The following is a 15,147-nucleotide window of genomic DNA, read 5'->3' as shown; positions in this document are numbered from 1 at the left end:
ACACGTCCATTTCAAGAAACCACCCCCTCAAACGCCATGAAACCCTCCCTGCCCTTCATCGTCGTGGAAGACCGCCAGAACAAGACGCTCGCGCTGTGCCGTGAATCGGCGGTGCTGGCCGAGGAACAGCTGCTCGTGCTGTCGCAGACCGACGCCGGCGCGAGCTACGAACGTTTCTGCAAGTCGTACGTGCACCTGTCGAGCAACTCCGCCGAGTTCGAAAAGATCTGCTTTCGGCGCTACTTTCTCCTAGCGCAGTTTCTGGAATCCAGCCCGGACGTGCGCGAGTTCGTGCTGATCGACAGCGACGTGCTGCTGTTCCAGGGCGCCGCCGCGCACATTGCGAGCCTGGTGGGCAAGGCCGATTTCTCGGGCTCCTCCATGCAGTCGGCCGACGGCTGGAACCCCTGCCAGATCTCTCCGCACGTGAGCTACTGGACCGCCAACGGCCTGCGCCGCTTCGTGGCCTATGTGCTCGACAGCTACGCCACGCCGTCGGGTCGGCGCAAGCTGCGCGAGATTGCCGCGCGCTTCGCCGCGCGCGGCGTGCGCGGCGGTGTGTCCGACATGACGCTGCTGTACCTGTGGGCGCGCACCACGGGCAACGATGCGCCCATCAACCGCGTGCTGGGCGGCACCGTCATCGACCACAACATCAACGGCATGCAGAACCTGCTGCCGCGGGAGTTCAGGGTTCGCGGCGGCGCCAAGCGCATCACCTACAGCGACGGCAAGGCCTGGCTGACCACCGAAGCCGGGGAAATGACGCGCGTGGTCGCGCTGCACTTCCAGGGCAGCGCCAAGATGGCCATGCCCTATGCGCTGCGCGGCCACATGCACACCGTGGCGGCCGTGACCTACGCGCTGCAGATGGCGCGTCGCGGCAAGAACTACGTGTTCAGGGCTGCCGCGTTCGCGCGCCGGCTGTTCGACACGCGCCGCGTGGTCCACGCATCGACCGGCAAGTGAGCCGCCGCAGCGACGCCATGAAACCCTTCAGCCCTTCCCTCGCCCTGCCCGGCGCCCGCATGGCCTGGCTCTCGGGCCTGGGCGCGCTGGCTTCGCGGCTGTATGTGTACCTGTCGGGCTTCGTGGCCGTGTTCCTGATGGCGGCGACCATTCCGCCCGCGCGCTTCGGCGAGTACTCGGTGTACCAGTCGGTCATCGAGGTGGCGCTGGTGCTGGGCACGCTGGGCAGCTCGCTGCTGTTCTCGCGCCACGCGGCCAGCGGGCCGGCCGGCGCGCACGGTACGCCGGGTGTGACGCGCGGCGACGTGGTGCGCACGCTGGCCATCGGCCTGCCGCTGGCCGCCGTGCTGGTCACGGTGATCCTGGCGGTGCAGCGCCTGCCGGTGGGCGACGCGCCTTTCGCGCTGGTGGTCGCCACGCTGGCGATCTTCTCGTTCAACAGCCTGCGGCTGTCGTTCAGCCGCGGCCTCGGGCATGCGGGCCTGCTGAACCTGGAGGCCGGCATTCGCTCGACCATCCTGGTGGCGGGCGTGGGCCTGTGCGCGGCGCTGAAGTTCGACCTGGGCGTGGCGCACCTGCTGCTCATCAACCTGTTCGCGCTGGTGGTCGTGTGCACGGCCATCGGCCTGCCGGGCAACGGCGCGGCGCCGCCGGCCGGGCGGGCTGCCATCGGCCTGGCGTCGCAGGGCAGCGCCACGGTGTACTCGCTGCTCATGTTCCTGCTGCGCAAGTCGGACCTGCTGGTGGTGGCGTACTTCATGCCGCTGGGCTATGTGGGCGCCTTCAAGATCGCCTTCCTGCTGGCCGAAGCGCCGTCGCAGTTCGTGCAGGCCTTCCTGTTCACCAAGACCCGGGCGATGCTGGAGGCCGACCCCCGGCACTTCGGCGACGCCCAGCTGGCGCTGGCGCGCCATTCGTTCCTGCTCGGCTGCGGCCTGTTCGTCGGGCTCGGGTGCGTCATGGCGGTGGCCGCGCCGCTGCTCAAGCTGGGCGACGAGGCCCGCAGCATCTTCCTTTGCATCGCGCCGTACTTCCTGCTGCGCACCTACACCATCCACCACGAGATGGTGCTGTCGCTGAAGACCTCGATGGGCTCGCTCGGCCGCTGGGCGCTGCTGGAGGTGGCGCTGCGCTTCCTCTCGTACGGCGTGGTGATCGTGCTGTTTCCCGGCAAGCCGCACTACGTGTTCCTGCTGGCCTGCGTGTCCGACTTCGTGCTGTACGAGACGCGCATGCGCCTCGTGTTCGGCTTCTTTCCCATCCAACGGCTGCTGCGCGCGAGGTCGCTCAAGTGAAAATTCTTCTCTACTCGATGAACTTCACTCCCGAGCTGGCCGGCATCGGCAAGTACTCGGGAGAAATGGCGCAGTGGCTGCACGCGCGCGGGCACGACGTGCGCGTGATCGCCGCGCCGCCCTTCTTTCCGCAGTGGTCGGTGTTCGACGGCTACTCGGCCTGGCGCTACCGCAAGACGGTGTGGAACGGCATCACGGTGTGGCGCGCGCCCACCTGGGTGCCGAGGAAGCCGCGCACGCTGGCGCGCATGGCGCACCTGTTCTCGTTCATGCTGTCGAGCATTCCGCTGCTGTTCGCGCAGATGCGCTGGAAGCCCGACGTGGTGTTCGTGGTGGAGCCGCCGCTGTTCTGCGCGCCCTCGGTGCTGTTCTTCTCCAAGATGGCGGGCATCAAGTCGTGGCTGCACATCCAGGACTACGAGGTGGACGCCGCCTTCGGCCTGGGCCTGCTCAGCGGCGAGCGGGTGCAGCGCTTCGCGCGCTCGGCCGAGCACTGGCTGCTGGGCAAGTTCAGCCGGGTGTCCACCATTTCCGCCGCCATGGTCGACAAGGCCCGCGGCAAGGGCGTGGCCGACAGCCGCGTGGTGCTGTTTCCCAACTGGGTGGACGTGAAGTCCATCCACCCCACGCCGGCCAACACCTCGCCCGACGGCTACCGCGCCGCGCTGGGCATTGCGCAGGACGCGGTGGTGGTGCTGTATTCGGGCAGCCTGGGCAGCAAGCAGGGCATCGAGCTGCTGGCCGAGGCGGCGCAGCTGCTGGCGTGCTCGCACGACATCCACTTCGTGTTCTGCGGCAACGGCCCGAGCCGCGAGTCGCTGAAGGACGCGTGCGTGCGCCTGGCCAACGTGCACTTCCTCGACCTGCAGCCGGCCGAGCGGCTCAACGAGTTGCTGGGCATGGCCGACATCCACGTGCTGCCGCAGCGTGCCGACGCCGCCGACCTCGTCATGCCCTCCAAGCTGGGCGGCATGCTGGCCAGCGGGCGCGCCGTGATCGTCACCGCGCATGCGGGCACCGAGCTGAGCAACGTGGTGTCGGGCCGCGGCATGGTGGTGCCGCCCGGCGACGCGGCGGCGCTGGCCGACGCCATCGAGCAGCTCGCCATGTCGCGCCAGACGCGCGAGGAAATGGGCGCGGCGGGCCGGCGTTTCGCCGAGTCCGCACTCGACCAGGACGCCATCCTGCAGCGGCTCGAACGCGAGCTGCAGCGCTGCGTGGCCGTCGGCTGACCCACCCCACTCCTGGAGCACCGACCATGCGACTTCACGACAAGATCCTGGTAACCGGCGGCGCCGGCTTCATCGGCAGCCACACCTGCGTGGCGCTGATCGAGGCGGGCTACCAGCCGGTGGTACTCGACTCGCTCGTCAACAGCGACGCGCGTTCGCTGCAGCGGGTGGCCTGCATCACCGGCGTGGCGCCGGTGCTGGTGCGCGGCGACGTGCGCGACACGGCCCTGCTCGGCCGCGTGCTCGCGGACCCGGCGATCCGCGCGGTGGTGCACCTCGCGGGCCTGAAGGCCGTGGGCGAATCGGTGGCCGACCCGGTGAGCTACTACGACGTCAACCTGGCCGGCACGCTGACGCTGGTGCAGGCCATGGCGCGCGCCGGCGTGCGCACGCTGGTGTTCTCTTCGTCCGCCACGGTCTACGGCGACGCGCAGCACTCCCCCATTCCAGAGAGCGCGCCTTGCGCTGCCGTCAACCCCTACGGCCGCACCAAGGCCATGGTGGAAAGCGTGCTGGCCGACCTGGCCCACGCCGACCCGCGCTGGGGCGTGGCCTGCCTGCGCTACTTCAACCCCGTGGGCGCGCATGAAAGCGGCCTGCTCGGCGAGCGCCCGCACGGCCCGCCCGCGAACCTCATGCCCTACATCTCGCAGGTGGCCGTGGGCGAGCGCGACTACCTGATGGTGCACGGCACCGACTACGACACCGTCGACGGCACCGGTGTGCGCGACTACGTGCACGTGATGGACGTGGCCGAAGGCCATGTGGCGGCGCTGCGCCACGCCGCGCACAGCCCGGGCCTGCTGACGAGCAACCTCGGCACCGGCCGCGGCGCCTCCGTGCTGGAGGTGGTCGCCGCGTTCGAACGCGCAAGCGGCCGGCGCATCGCCATGCGCCTGGGCCCGCGCCGCCCCGGCGACGCACCGGCCTACTGGGCCGACGCGCGGGGCGCGCGCGAGGTGCTCGGCTGGCACGCACTGCGCGACCTCGACCAGATGTGCGCCGACAGCTGGCGCTGGCAGGCCACCAACCCGCACGGCTTCGACGACCCGGTGCCGCCGCAGATACAGCCCGCCTGGGCACCCGATGCCGGGGCCGTCCCGGTCTTCGCCGCGGACATGCCGCGCTTCCATACATCCAACCTGGGGCACTCCAATGTCTGACAACGCATCGCAATCCTTTGGTGAGCAGACCGACGGTCGTTCGGGGTATCCGCCAGGCATCCTGCCGCCGGCGGCGCCCCTGTGGCCCGGCTTCCTGACCGGACAGCAGGACTCGCCCGTGCGCGTGCTGCTGGTCGACGACGACGAGTTCATGCGCCGCGTGATCGCGCAGGAACTGCTGTCGGACCTGCGCATCCAGCTCGAAGGCCAGGCCGGCACCCTGCGCGACGGGCGCCGGCTGATCGCCACCCACGAGTTCGACGTGCTCATGGTCGACCTGCGGCTGGGCGACGGCACCGGCTTCGACCTGATCCGCGAAGCCCGCCAGCTCAACAGCACCGCCGAGGTCATCGTCATCACCGCGCTGGAGGACGAAGCCCACGTGCTGCAGGCCTTCGAGCTCGGCGCCACCGGCTACCTGCTGAAGGACGCGTGGCTGCAGAGCTTTGCGCAGGCCGTGCTGCAGGTGGTGAACGGCGGCGCGGCCATCACGCCGCGGCTGGCGCGCCGGCTGCTCGCGCGGCTGAGCCACCGGCCCGGCGGCGCGCCGCCCTCGGCGGAGGCGCCGCAGCGCGAAGCCACGCTCACGGCGCGCGAATGCGAGGTGCTGCGCTTCGTGGCACGCGGCCATGTCACCGAGGAAATCGGCACCCAGCTGGGCATTTCGGGGCAGACCGTCAACGCCCACATCAAGAACATCTACAAGAAATTGCACGTGCATTCGCGCGCGCAGGCCGTGAGCTACGCGGCGTACTCCGGGCTGATCTGAGCACGCCCCCCCTACACCCACACCTCCGTACTTCCACAGCAGGCGACCATGAACAACACCCTCATCCACCCCGTGGTTCTTTGCGGCGGCAGCGGCACGCGCCTGTGGCCGTTGTCCCGCAAGGCGCTGCCCAAGCAGTTCGCGCCGCTCATCGGCGGCAAGAGCCTGCTGCACATGACGCTGGAGCGCCTGAGCGTGCTGAACCCCGACATCACCTGCATTGCGGCCGAAGACCACCGCTTCATGGTGAAGGAAACGGTCGAGGCCGCACACACCACGGGCCGGCAGATCCTGGAGCCGGTGGCGCGCAACACCGCCGCGGCCATGGCCTGCGCCGCGCTGCTGGCCGCGCCGCAGGACCTGTTGCTGTTCGCGCCGTCGGACCACCACATCCCCGATGCGGCGCTGTTCGCGCGCACCGTGCGCGCCGGCGTCGATGCGGCGCTGGCCGGAAAAATCGTCACCTTCGGCGTGGTGCCTAGTTTTCCGAGCACGGCCTACGGCTACATCGAGGCCGGCCAGCCGTCGGGCGACGGGCACAGCCAGGCCGTGGTGCGCTTCGTGGAAAAGCCCACCGCCGACGTGGCGCAAACCCTGCTGCTGCATGGCGGATACAGCTGGAACGCGGGCATTTTCCTGGTGCAGGCGCGCACGCTGATCGCGGCGCTGCGCGGGCATTCGCCCGACATCCTGCTGGCCTGCGAGCGCGCCACGGCGGCGGTGGCCCCCGACGGCAGCTTCCTCCGGCTGGACAGCGCGGCCTTCCAGGCCTGCCGCAGCGACAGCATCGACTACGCCGTGCTCGAAAAGCACAAGGACATTGCCGTGGTGAAGTTCGAAGGCATGTGGAGCGACGTCGGCAGCTGGAACGCGGTGGCCACGCTGCACCCGGCCGACGAGTCGGGCAACCGCCTGAGCGGCAAGGCCCGCGCGCTGAACTCGCGCAACACCTTCATCCATGCGCCGCACCGCCAGGTGGTGGCGCTGGGCACCGACGGCCTGATCATCGTGGACACCCCCGACGCCGTGCTGGTGGCCGGCGCGGGCTGCGCCGAGCAGGTGGCCGACGTGGTGCGCAAGCTCTCGCTGGACGGCTGCGCCGAGGCCACCGAGCACCGCCGCGTGGTGCGGCCCTGGGGCGCGTACGACAGCGTGGACAACGGCGAGCGCTTCCAGGTCAAGCGCCTGACCGTCAAGCCCGGCGCCAAGCTGTCGCTGCAGATGCACCACCACCGCGCCGAACACTGGATCGTGGTGCAGGGCACGGCCAGGGCCACCTGCGACGGCGTGGTGACGCTGGTGCGCGAGAACGAATCGATCTACCTGCCCTCGGGCGCCGTGCATCGGCTGGAGAACCCGGGCAAGACGATGCTGGAAGTCATCGAGGTGCAGACCGGCGGCTACCTCGGCGAGGACGACATCGTGCGCTTCGACGACACGTACGGGCGCTGCGCGCCGGTGCACACGCTGGCGGACGTGGCGGCGCTTGTGGCGCCACTGGCGGCGGCGGTGGCACCCGCCGGGTCGGCGGGTTCAGGGGCGAATGCGGTGCTGCATGCGCCCTTGGAGCACTGAGCCTCGGGTTCGCCCTGGCCAGATCAGGCGCCGCCCGGCCCCATCGACCGCACGGCCTCGTCCCAGGCCTCGAGCAGCTCGGGGCGGCGAAGCCGCTTCGCCGCCTGCCGCAGGTGCGGGTGGTTCGCCAGGCGCGTGAGCAGTTGCAGCTTCTGCCGGGGCGTGAGGCCGCTGGCCAGGATCGGCGCCAGCCACTGCCGGGCCGCCTCCGCCGCCGTGTCGCGGACCACCTTGGCCGCGCCCGCGACCTGCAGGCCCAGTTCGTTGCAGAACGCCTGCAGCCGCGCGGGGCTCAGGATGGCGTCTTCATGCTGCTTCCCGGCGCTCGGCGCGAGCCGCAGCGCATGGCCGCGCGCCCCGTTGTAGAGCACCGTCGCGGTGATGTCGTAGGCCGGCGCGAGCTCGGCGTGGTGCCGGTCGCGGTAGAGCAGCCCGATGTTCTTCAGGTGCATGTCGGCATTGCCCAGCAGCTCGTTGACCTCGATGCGGCGCAAGAGTTCGTGCACCGCCGCCTCGCCGCATTCGGGCAGGCTCAGCAGCACCGCCGCAATCGCAAGGTAGGACTCGGTGTACTTGTGCTCCGGCGGCACGCCGAAGACCTGTGCGAAGTCTTCGAAGTGGACCTTGGCGCGCCGGTCGGCCACGTCGCGGTCGAAGCGGGTCACGGCCAGGAACTGGCCGTCCACCTCGTCGCCCAGGTCGTAGCGGTGCGGCGCGGCCAGCGCCGACATGGGCGCCAGCTCGAAGCTGCACACATCGACCCCGGCCAGCCCCGCCAGCGTCATGGCGAGGTTCTCGAGCTGCGGCATGCGTGCGTACTCGGACGACGGCAGCTTGGCGATGATGGCGGCGTCACCCTGCGACGTGCGGCCCACGAAGCGGCCCTCGGCGTTCTTGTTGACGCCGATCTTGGGCTGCACGCCGGAGATCGACAGCGCGTCCTGGAACGGTTCGGCCCACACCGAGGCCTCCAGCGCGTCCTGGTTCTGCGTGACCAGGCGCTGCAGCGTGGCACGGGAGATGTCTTCCCACTCCGCGGTCACCGCGCCCGGCATGTTCTTGCCGCAGGCCGCGATCATGCCCATGTGGTCCAGCGGATCGATGTCGGCCTCCTCGGCCACGAAGCGGCGGAACACGCCTTCGGGCAGCAGGTTCTGGAAGAACGGCGGCAGCTGGTAGTCGCCCTTGCCGCCCAGCACCGTGTTGAATTCGGGCCGGGTCACGTCGAGCCAGAACGACTGCTGCTGCGCGGGGTCGGCCGCGCGCATGGACTCCGAGAGCACGTCGGCGTCGTCCCACGCAAGCCGGGCGTAGCTCTCGTCGGCGACGAAACGCATGACGGGCGGCGAGGCGGGCTGCGCGTACTTGAACAGGCAGCCGATGCGCCGGCCGTACAGCTTGATCACGAGAACGGGCACGTTCATGGGCGGGCCTTTCGCGCGGCGGGCGCAGCCGCGCCCTCCTTCAGGCTGGCCAGCCGCCGCTGCACCGCCGACAGCACATGCGGCGACGCGCCAGCGGGCGCCGCGGGCACGGCGCCGGTTCGGCCTGGAGGCGAAGCCGCATCGGAAAGGTCGAGTTCCGGGAGCCCGCGCTTGAGCGCCCTGGGCACGGTCGCCAGGTCGAGCTGCAGCACCTCCATCACGGCCAGAAGGGTCGACACCTGCACGTCGTTGCCCTTGAACAGCCGGTAGACGGCCTGGCGGCTGACGCCGGCCTGCTCGGTGAGCTGCTGGCGCGTCAACCCGCTGGCGAGCCGGGCGGCTTCCAGGCGTTGCGCGAGTTCGAGGGAGGTGCTCATGGCGTTGCGTATTCGGTGTTTGAATGCATAACTTATCGTATTCACAACAATCAAGCAAGTTGCGTATTCGATAAGTCTGTAGAAATTTATCGTATTCGATACAAACGGGCCAGAAAATGTGGCGCGCGCCGGTCAGCGGATCTTCAACACCGCGCTCAACCGCTCGACCAGCACACTCACTTTCGCCAACGACTGCCGGCTGCGCAGCCACACCAGGCTGAGCGGAAGTCCGTCGGTCGACGCCTCGGGCAGCAGCTCGACCAACGCGCCGCTGGCGAGTTCGTCCGTGATGAGCCACGTGGCCAGTTGCCCGATGCCCCAGCCCGCCGTCACGGCCGACGCCAATGCTTCGCCATGCCCCACCACCAGCCGTGCGTCGACCGCGCGCTGCTCGACCGGCTGGCCCGGCGTGGAGAACAGCCACGGGCTGATGCGGCCGTCGCCCCGGCCGTACACGACCAGGTCGTGCCCGGCCAGATCGTCCAGGCTCGTGGGCGTGCCGCGCGCCGCCAGGTACGAAGGCGCCGCGCAGAAGATCAGCCGCTCCAGCCCGAGCTGCCTGTAGCCCAGCGTCGCCGCCGCGGGCACCGGGCCGCCGATGCGCACGGCAATGTCGACGTTGTCTTCCGCCAGGTCCACGAACCGGTCAGAGAACGACAGGTGCGGGCGCAGCTGGGCATGGCGCTCCACCATCGGGCGCAGCAAGGGAAGCACCCGCAGCCGGCCGAACGAGACCGGCAGCTCGAGCCGGACCTTGCCCGCGGGCTCGCTCTGGCGCTCGGTCGCCAGCACGATCTCGGCCGCCTCGAGCTCGCCGAGCACCATCGCGCAGGTCCGGTAATAGACCTTGCCGGCCTCGGTGAGCGCGAGGCTGCGCGTGGTGCGCTCGAACAGCCGCGCGCCCAGGCGCTGCTCCAGCCGCGCCACGCCCTTGCTGACGGCCGAGGCGGTCAGGTGCAGCCGCTGCGCCGCACCCACGAAACTGCCCGCGTCGGCGGTGCAGACAAAGGCTTCGATGCCCTTGAGGCGTTCGGTGGGGTTCATGGGCTCTATTCGGGAAATTGGGGAAGTAATAGCTGGAAATCTTATCTACAACGATCTTTCCTATCGCGAATAAGCTCAGGGTTTACCAGAACCCGCATGCCGATACAGCCCTCCTCCCCTTCCCTCGGTTCAGCGCCCCAGCGCACCGGCGCGGCCGCCCAGAAAGCGGGCGGCATGCTGTCGATCGTGATCCTGGCCATCGCGGCCTTCGTGATCGTGTCCACCGAATTCCTGATCGTCGGGCTGCTGCCGGCCATGGCGGCCGACCTCGGCGTGTCGGTGCCGTTGGCCGGCCAGCTGGTCACGCTGTTCGCGTTCACCGTGATGCTGTTCGGCCCGCCGCTCACCCTGCTGCTGTCGCACCTGGACCGCAAGCGACTGTTCATCGCGATCATGGTTGTCTTCGCCTTCGCCAACGCCCTGGCGGCGACGGCGCCGAACCTGTGGGTGCTCGGCGTCGCGCGCTTCATTCCCGCGCTGCTGTTGCCGGTGTTCTGGGGCACGGCGAGCGAGACGGCCACGCGGCTGGTGAAGCCGGCCATGGCCGGCACGGCGGTCGCCCGGGTCTACCTGGGCATCACGGCGGCGTTGCTCTTCGGCATTCCCCTCGGCACGCTGGCCGCGGGCACCATCGGCTGGCGCGGCGCGTTCTGGGCCTTTGCGCTGCTCTCGCTGCTGACGGCCGTGTTGCTGGCCGCCTGCATGCCGGCGCAGGCCCGGCCCGAGCGCATGCGCATCGGCCAGCAGATGCGCATCCTGCGGGAGCCTGCGTTCCAGTGGCATGTGGCGCTTTCGGTGGTCGTGTTCACGGCCATGTTCACCGCCTACACCTACCTGGCCGAAACCCTTGAAAAGAGCGCGGGCGTCGCACCGGCGCAGGTGGGCTGGTGGCTGATGGCTTTCGGCGCGGTGGGCCTGGTGGGCAATGCGCTGGCCGGAAAGATGATGGACCGCTCGCCCTTGCGCGCGACCGTCTTCTTCACCGTGCTGCTGGGGCTGGGCATGGCGGGTGCGGCCGCAGCGGCGGGCGGCACCTTCGTCTGGCTGGTCGTGGCCCTGGCGGCATGGGGCATTGCGTACACCGCGCTGTTTCCGGTCAACCAGGTGCGCGTGATGAAGGCCGCACCCCAGGCGCAGGCCTTCGCGGGCACCATGAACGTGTCGGCCGCCAACGCGGGCATCGGCCTGGGCGCGGTCGTCGGCGGCCTGGCGATCCGGCACCTGGGGCTGGCCAGCCTGGGCTACGCGGCGGCGGGCATTGCCGCAGTGGCCGTGCTCATGGCGCTGGCGATGGGGCGCATGGCGCGGCGGGAGCGGGCTCCAGCCGCGCGCTGAGTCGATGGCCCGCGGCGGGCCGCTTCACCACCCGTGGAACCGCCCCCAGGTCTGCAGCCCGCCGTCCCCGGACAGCGCGTGGTACTCCGGAAACTGCGCCCCCGTCGCGCACGCATGGTTCGGCAAGATGCGCAGCCGCGTGCCGATCGGGAAGCGCGCGGCAATGTCCCTGTCCGCCGCCGCCGCCGCAGCCTCGTGCGACAGGATGCCGTGCTCCTGGTTCGCACCGCTGAGCACATAGCCTGGCAGCACCGCACCGTCGAGCGTGCACACCTGCCCGTAGCCGAAGTCGCGCTTCTGCTTGTGCGTGCCCCGGTCGCGGCTCATGGCCATCCAGCCGGCATCGACGATGGCCCAGCCCTTCTCGGCCTGGTGGCCGATCACGGTGGTGAGCACGCTCAGGGCCACGTCTTCTTCGCTGCACACGCCCACGTTGCGCATCACGAGGTCGAAGAACACGTACACGCCCGCGCGCACCTCCGTCACGCCTTCGAGCGCCTCGGCCATCAGCGCGGTGGGCGTGGAGCCCACGCTGACCACGGGGCATGGCAGGCCCGCATCGCGCAGCCGTTGCGCGGCGAGCACGCAGCCCGCGCGTTCCTGCTCGGCCATGGCGCGCAGGGCTTCGGGCGTGTCGAGCTCGTAGCTGGAGCCGGCGTGCGTCATCACGCCGCCCAGGCGCATGCCGCCCTCGTGCAGGGCGCGCGCGACGTCGAGCAGCGCGTCTTCTTCCGGCCGGATGCCGGAGCGGTGGCCGTCGGTGTCGACCTCGATCAGCACCTCGAACACCTCGCCGTTCGCGCGGCCGAACGCGGCGATGGCGCGGGCCGACTCGACGCCGTCCGTGATGATGACCAGCGCGCAGCCGCGCCGGCGCAGTTCCATCGCATGCGGCAGCCGGTGCGGCGCCATGCCGACGGCGTAGAGGATGTCGGTGAAGCCGCCGGCAAAGAACTGCTCGGCCTCCTTCAGCGTGGACACGGTGATCCCCTGCGCGCCCGCCTCTCGCTGCGCCTTGGCCACGTCGATGCACTTGGTGGTCTTCACATGCGGGCGAAAGCGCACGCCCAGCGCGTTCATGCGCTGCTGCATGCGTTCGATGTTGCGCTGCATGCGCGTGCGCTCTATGAGCGCGGCGGGGGTGTCGAGGGTCTCCAGGGTGTTCATGAAGTCGTCCATCAGTCCAGGTACTCGCCCTTGGCCTTGAGCGCGGGCACATCGTCGCGCAAGCCGCGCGCGATGAGCGCCGACACGGCCGCGGGCTGCAGCGCATCGGCGCTGGGCAGGTCCACGCCCACGGCCTGCATCTGCCTGCGGAATTCGGGGTCGGCGGCGGCGCCGGCCAGTGCGGCACGCAGCTTCTGCAGCACGGGCTCGGGCGTGCCGCGCGGCGCGAAGACGGCGTTCCAGGCGCGCACGTCGAGCGCAAAGCCCGCCTCGGCGGCCGTGCCCACGTTCGGCAGCTGCGGCAGCCGCGTCGAAGACAGCACGGCCAGCGCCTTGATCTTGCCGCCGGCCACCTGCGGCAGCGCGGTGGTGGTCTGGTCGCACATGAAGTCGGTCTGCCCGCCCATCAGGTCGTTCATGGCCGGGGCCACGCCCTTGTAGGGAATGTGGGCCACGTTCTGCTTCAGCGACGACAGCAGCAGCACGCAGCCGTAGTGCGAGATCGACCCCACCCCCGCGCTGCCGAACGAGGCCTTCGCCTTGTTCGTGCCCAGCCAGGCAACGAATTCCTTCAGGTTGCTGGCCGGCAGGTCGGCGCGCGCCAGCAGCAGCATGGGCGCCGAACCCGCGAGGCCCACGGGCACGAAGTCGGTCTCGGGGTTGTAGGGCAGCTTCTTGTACAGCGCCACGTTGGCCACGTGCGTGCCGATGGTGCCGAAGCCCAGCGTGTAGCCGTCGGGCGCGGCCTTCACCACCTTGGTGAGGCCGATGGTGCCGCCCGCGCCCGCCACGTTCTCGATGATGACGGCCTGCCCCAGCTGCTTGCCCATGTGCAGCGCGAAGCCGCGCGCCAGCGCGTCGCTCGGGCCGCCCGGCGGGAAGGGAACGATCAACGTCACGGGGCGCTGCGGGAAGGCATTCGTCTGCGCCGGCACCGGCGCGTGCAACGCAAGCGCGGCCGTCAGCGCGAGCAGGCCGCGAAGAAGCGCGGCCCGCTTCACGCCTTGCTCCCGAACGACTGCAGCCACGGCAGCGCCGGTGCGAGCGTGTCGCCTTGCAGCTCGGGCGACGGCGCGCCCTGCGGCAGCGACAGGCCCACGCGGTTGTGCCAGTAGGTGCGCAGGCCGACCGCCGAGGTGCCGAACATGTCGTAGCCCGAACCGGCGACGAAGGCCGCGTCCGCGGCTTTCACGCCCAGTTGGTCGAGCGCCATTTGGTAGGGGCGCGGGTCGGGCTTGTAGAAGCCGGCCTCCTCGGAGGTGACGACCACGTCCCAGTCGATGTCCAGCCGCGCCGCCGCCAGGTGGCCGAGCCGCTTCGAGCAGTTGGTGACCACCGCCAGCTTGCAGTGCGGCTTGAGCGCCAGCAGCAGTGCGCGGGCGCCGTCCCACACGGGCAGCGTGTGCCACCGGGCTTCGAGCGCGTCGGGCGCCGAATCGGCCATGCCGGTGTTGCGCGCGGCGTCTTTCACCAACTGCTCGTAGGGCACGTAGGCGCCGCAGCCGTAGGTCAGGCGCAGGTACTCGGCGCGCCAGGCGCGGCCTTTCTCTTCGGAGCCGGCGGCGGCGTTCCACACGGTCCAGGAATCGAGCAGCGCGGTGAGCAGGTCGAACAGCACGGCGCGGGGGTATGACGCGTGGCTGTGCGGGCGGTCTTGCATGGCGGTGGGTGTGTGCATGAGCACGGACTGTACGTTTCAAGACCCTGGTTGTGCTTCAATGCGCGCTCATCAATCGTTAAGCACAAGTTAATGATCCAGATCGAAGACATGCAGCTTGCGGCGGCCCTGCTGCGCGAGCCTTCCCTCAGCGCCGCGGCCCGTGCGCTCGACGTCACGCCGCCCGCGCTGTCGATGCGGCTGCGCAAGCTGGAGGCCACGCTGGGCCTCTCGCTGGCCAGCCGCACCTCGCGGCGCCTGGCCCTCACGCCCGAGGGCGAACGCTTCGCGCGCGAAGCCGCCGCGCTGCTCGGCCAGATCGAAGGCCTGCGCGAATCGATGCAGCGCGACGACCAGCGCCTGACCGGCACGCTGCGCATCGCCGCGCCCTTCGGCTACGGCCGGCAGTACATCGCGCCGATGCTGGTGCGCTTCGCCCGCCTGCACCCCGGCCTGCACATGCAGCTGGACCTGCGCGAGACACCCTGGCCCGACCGGCACGACGCCGATGCGGTGATCCACATCGGCGCGGTGCGCGACTCGTCGTGGGTGGCACGCACGCTGAGCGCCAACGAGCGCTGGCTGTGCGCCAGCCCCGAGTACCTGCGGTTGCACGGCACGCCCCGCGCCCCGCGCGACGTGATGGGGCACGACTGCATCTGCATCCGCGAGAACGACGAAGACGTGACGCTGTGGCACCTGCGTGCGGCGAAAGCCAGGGCGTCTGCCCGTTCGGGCAAGGGCACCGGCCAGGCCACGGCCAAACGCGCGGCCGCCCGCGAGACGCTGCGCATCGCGCCCGCCTACGTGACCAACGACGGCGCCGTGGCCCGCCAGTGGGCCGAGCAAGGCATGGGCCTGGTGCTGCGCTCCGAATGGGACGCGGCCGAGGCGGTGGCGCGCGGCACGCTGGTGCGCGTGCTGGCCGACTGGCAGTTCGACAGTGCCCCGGTCACGCTGCTGGTGCCCAGCCGCAAGGGCCGCACGGCGCGCGTGCAGGCCGTGGTCGCATTCCTGGTCGAGAGCTTCGGCGCCGCCGGAAAGTAGCTGCGCGCATATCCATAGCCGGATTCATTCGTTGTTGGCGCGGGGAGGCGCGCCAACACTGCGGGCTTCCAATATTCCCGGTGGAGAAGCTCC

General features: G+C 70.2%; 14 protein-coding genes. 8 read left to right on the top strand and 6 right to left on the bottom strand.

Annotated elements, in window-relative coordinates:
- The first annotated feature begins 36 nt into the window (after nucleotides 1-36).
- Genes AC0IYU_RS01075 through AC0IYU_RS01050 form a run of 6 tightly spaced genes read left to right on the top strand, consistent with a single transcriptional unit; the run spans nucleotide 37 to nucleotide 7,003 of the window.
- On the top strand, nucleotides 37-969 hold the full coding sequence (locus AC0IYU_RS01075; RefSeq protein ID WP_472111977.1) for a hypothetical protein: 933 nt from the start codon (nucleotides 37-39) through the stop codon (nucleotides 967-969).
- Between the two features lie 17 nt (nucleotides 970-986).
- Nucleotides 987-2,264 (top strand): polysaccharide biosynthesis protein, encoded by a 1,278-nt coding sequence (locus AC0IYU_RS01070; RefSeq protein ID WP_472111974.1) that lies wholly within the window; start codon nucleotides 987-989, stop codon nucleotides 2,262-2,264.
- Nucleotides 2,261-3,496, top strand: a complete 1,236-nt coding sequence (locus AC0IYU_RS01065; protein WP_472111972.1) for a WcaI family glycosyltransferase — start codon at nucleotides 2,261-2,263, stop codon at nucleotides 3,494-3,496. The genes AC0IYU_RS01070 and AC0IYU_RS01065 overlap by 4 nt, the downstream gene beginning before the upstream one ends.
- Before the next feature lie 26 nt (nucleotides 3,497-3,522).
- Nucleotides 3,523-4,659, top strand: coding sequence for a UDP-glucose 4-epimerase GalE (galE, locus tag AC0IYU_RS01060; RefSeq protein ID WP_472111969.1), 1,137 nt, complete (start codon nucleotides 3,523-3,525; stop codon nucleotides 4,657-4,659).
- Nucleotides 4,652-5,428 (top strand): LuxR C-terminal-related transcriptional regulator, encoded by a 777-nt coding sequence (locus AC0IYU_RS01055; RefSeq protein ID WP_472111966.1) that lies wholly within the window; start codon nucleotides 4,652-4,654, stop codon nucleotides 5,426-5,428. Before galE ends, AC0IYU_RS01055 begins: the two co-directional genes overlap by 8 nt.
- 48 nt (nucleotides 5,429-5,476) lie before the next feature.
- Nucleotides 5,477-7,003: a mannose-1-phosphate guanylyltransferase/mannose-6-phosphate isomerase gene (locus tag AC0IYU_RS01050; RefSeq protein ID WP_472111964.1), complete on the top strand. Its 1,527-nt coding sequence runs from the start codon at nucleotides 5,477-5,479 to the stop codon at nucleotides 7,001-7,003.
- A gap of 23 nt (nucleotides 7,004-7,026) precedes the next feature.
- On the opposite strand, the gene AC0IYU_RS01045 is transcribed toward AC0IYU_RS01050, so the two are convergent.
- The 3 genes from AC0IYU_RS01045 to AC0IYU_RS01035 form a co-directional block, all read right to left on the bottom strand.
- Nucleotides 7,027-8,427 (bottom strand): type II toxin-antitoxin system HipA family toxin, encoded by a 1,401-nt coding sequence (locus tag AC0IYU_RS01045; RefSeq protein WP_472111961.1) that lies wholly within the window; start codon nucleotides 8,425-8,427, stop codon nucleotides 7,027-7,029.
- Nucleotides 8,424-8,804, bottom strand: a complete 381-nt coding sequence (locus AC0IYU_RS01040; RefSeq protein ID WP_472111958.1) for a helix-turn-helix domain-containing protein — start codon at nucleotides 8,802-8,804, stop codon at nucleotides 8,424-8,426. The genes AC0IYU_RS01045 and AC0IYU_RS01040 overlap by 4 nt, the downstream gene beginning before the upstream one ends.
- 132 nt (nucleotides 8,805-8,936) lie before the next feature.
- Nucleotides 8,937-9,848 (bottom strand): LysR family transcriptional regulator, encoded by a 912-nt coding sequence (locus AC0IYU_RS01035; protein WP_472111955.1) that lies wholly within the window; start codon nucleotides 9,846-9,848, stop codon nucleotides 8,937-8,939.
- A gap of 96 nt (nucleotides 9,849-9,944) precedes the next feature.
- Between AC0IYU_RS01035 and AC0IYU_RS01030 the strand changes: the two genes are divergently transcribed.
- On the top strand, nucleotides 9,945-11,183 hold the full coding sequence (locus tag AC0IYU_RS01030) for an MFS transporter (RefSeq protein WP_472111952.1): 1,239 nt from the start codon (nucleotides 9,945-9,947) through the stop codon (nucleotides 11,181-11,183).
- Nucleotides 11,184-11,207: 24 nt separating this feature from the next.
- Here AC0IYU_RS01030 and AC0IYU_RS01025 read toward each other — a convergent pair whose 3' ends face one another.
- Genes AC0IYU_RS01025 through AC0IYU_RS01015 form a run of 3 tightly spaced genes read right to left on the bottom strand, consistent with a single transcriptional unit; the run spans nucleotide 11,208 to nucleotide 14,028 of the window.
- Nucleotides 11,208-12,350, bottom strand: coding sequence for a DSD1 family PLP-dependent enzyme (locus tag AC0IYU_RS01025; protein WP_472111949.1), 1,143 nt, complete (start codon nucleotides 12,348-12,350; stop codon nucleotides 11,208-11,210).
- A gap of 11 nt (nucleotides 12,351-12,361) precedes the next feature.
- Entirely contained in the window at nucleotides 12,362-13,378 is a 1,017-nt protein-coding gene (locus AC0IYU_RS01020; protein ID WP_472111946.1) for a tripartite tricarboxylate transporter substrate-binding protein, read from the bottom strand.
- The gene (locus tag AC0IYU_RS01015) at nucleotides 13,348-14,028 is read right to left on the bottom strand and encodes an HAD family hydrolase (RefSeq protein WP_435486887.1); all 681 of its coding nucleotides are present in this window, start codon (nucleotides 14,026-14,028) and stop codon (nucleotides 13,348-13,350) included. Before AC0IYU_RS01015 ends, AC0IYU_RS01020 begins: the two co-directional genes overlap by 31 nt.
- Nucleotides 14,029-14,100: 72 nt before the next feature.
- On the opposite strand from AC0IYU_RS01015, the gene AC0IYU_RS01010 reads away from it, so the two are divergent.
- Nucleotides 14,101-15,054, top strand: a complete 954-nt coding sequence (locus tag AC0IYU_RS01010; RefSeq protein WP_472111943.1) for a LysR family transcriptional regulator — start codon at nucleotides 14,101-14,103, stop codon at nucleotides 15,052-15,054.
- Nucleotides 15,055-15,147 lie beyond the last annotated feature (93 nt).

This window comes from Variovorax sp. AC103 (assembly GCF_979254005.1).
The sequence above is the reverse complement of the archived record's forward strand: the minus strand, read 5'-3'. Positions and strand labels throughout refer to the sequence as shown.

What these genes read in the sequence shown, in the direction of transcription:
- AC0IYU_RS01075 (WP_472111977.1), top strand. Translation starts at nt 37, where the DNA reads ATGAAACCCTCCCTGCCCTTCATCGTCGTGGAAGACCGCCAGAACAAG.
- AC0IYU_RS01070 (WP_472111974.1), top strand. Translation starts at nt 987, where the DNA reads ATGAAACCCTTCAGCCCTTCCCTCGCCCTGCCCGGCGCCCGCATGGCC.
- galE (WP_472111969.1), top strand. Translation starts at nt 3,523, where the DNA reads ATGCGACTTCACGACAAGATCCTGGTAACCGGCGGCGCCGGCTTCATC.
- AC0IYU_RS01055 (WP_472111966.1), top strand. Translation starts at nt 4,652, where the DNA reads ATGTCTGACAACGCATCGCAATCCTTTGGTGAGCAGACCGACGGTCGT.
- AC0IYU_RS01050 (WP_472111964.1), top strand. Translation starts at nt 5,477, where the DNA reads ATGAACAACACCCTCATCCACCCCGTGGTTCTTTGCGGCGGCAGCGGC.
- AC0IYU_RS01045 (WP_472111961.1), bottom strand. Translation starts at nt 8,427, where the DNA reads ATGAACGTGCCCGTTCTCGTGATCAAGCTGTACGGCCGGCGCATCGGC.
- AC0IYU_RS01040 (WP_472111958.1), bottom strand. Translation starts at nt 8,804, where the DNA reads ATGAGCACCTCCCTCGAACTCGCGCAACGCCTGGAAGCCGCCCGGCTC.
- AC0IYU_RS01035 (WP_472111955.1), bottom strand. Translation starts at nt 9,848, where the DNA reads ATGAACCCCACCGAACGCCTCAAGGGCATCGAAGCCTTTGTCTGCACC.
- AC0IYU_RS01030 (WP_472111952.1), top strand. Translation starts at nt 9,945, where the DNA reads ATGCCGATACAGCCCTCCTCCCCTTCCCTCGGTTCAGCGCCCCAGCGC.
- AC0IYU_RS01025 (WP_472111949.1), bottom strand. Translation starts at nt 12,350, where the DNA reads ATGAACACCCTGGAGACCCTCGACACCCCCGCCGCGCTCATAGAGCGC.
- AC0IYU_RS01015 (WP_435486887.1), bottom strand. Translation starts at nt 14,028, where the DNA reads ATGCACACACCCACCGCCATGCAAGACCGCCCGCACAGCCACGCGTCA.
- AC0IYU_RS01010 (WP_472111943.1), top strand. Translation starts at nt 14,101, where the DNA reads ATGATCCAGATCGAAGACATGCAGCTTGCGGCGGCCCTGCTGCGCGAG.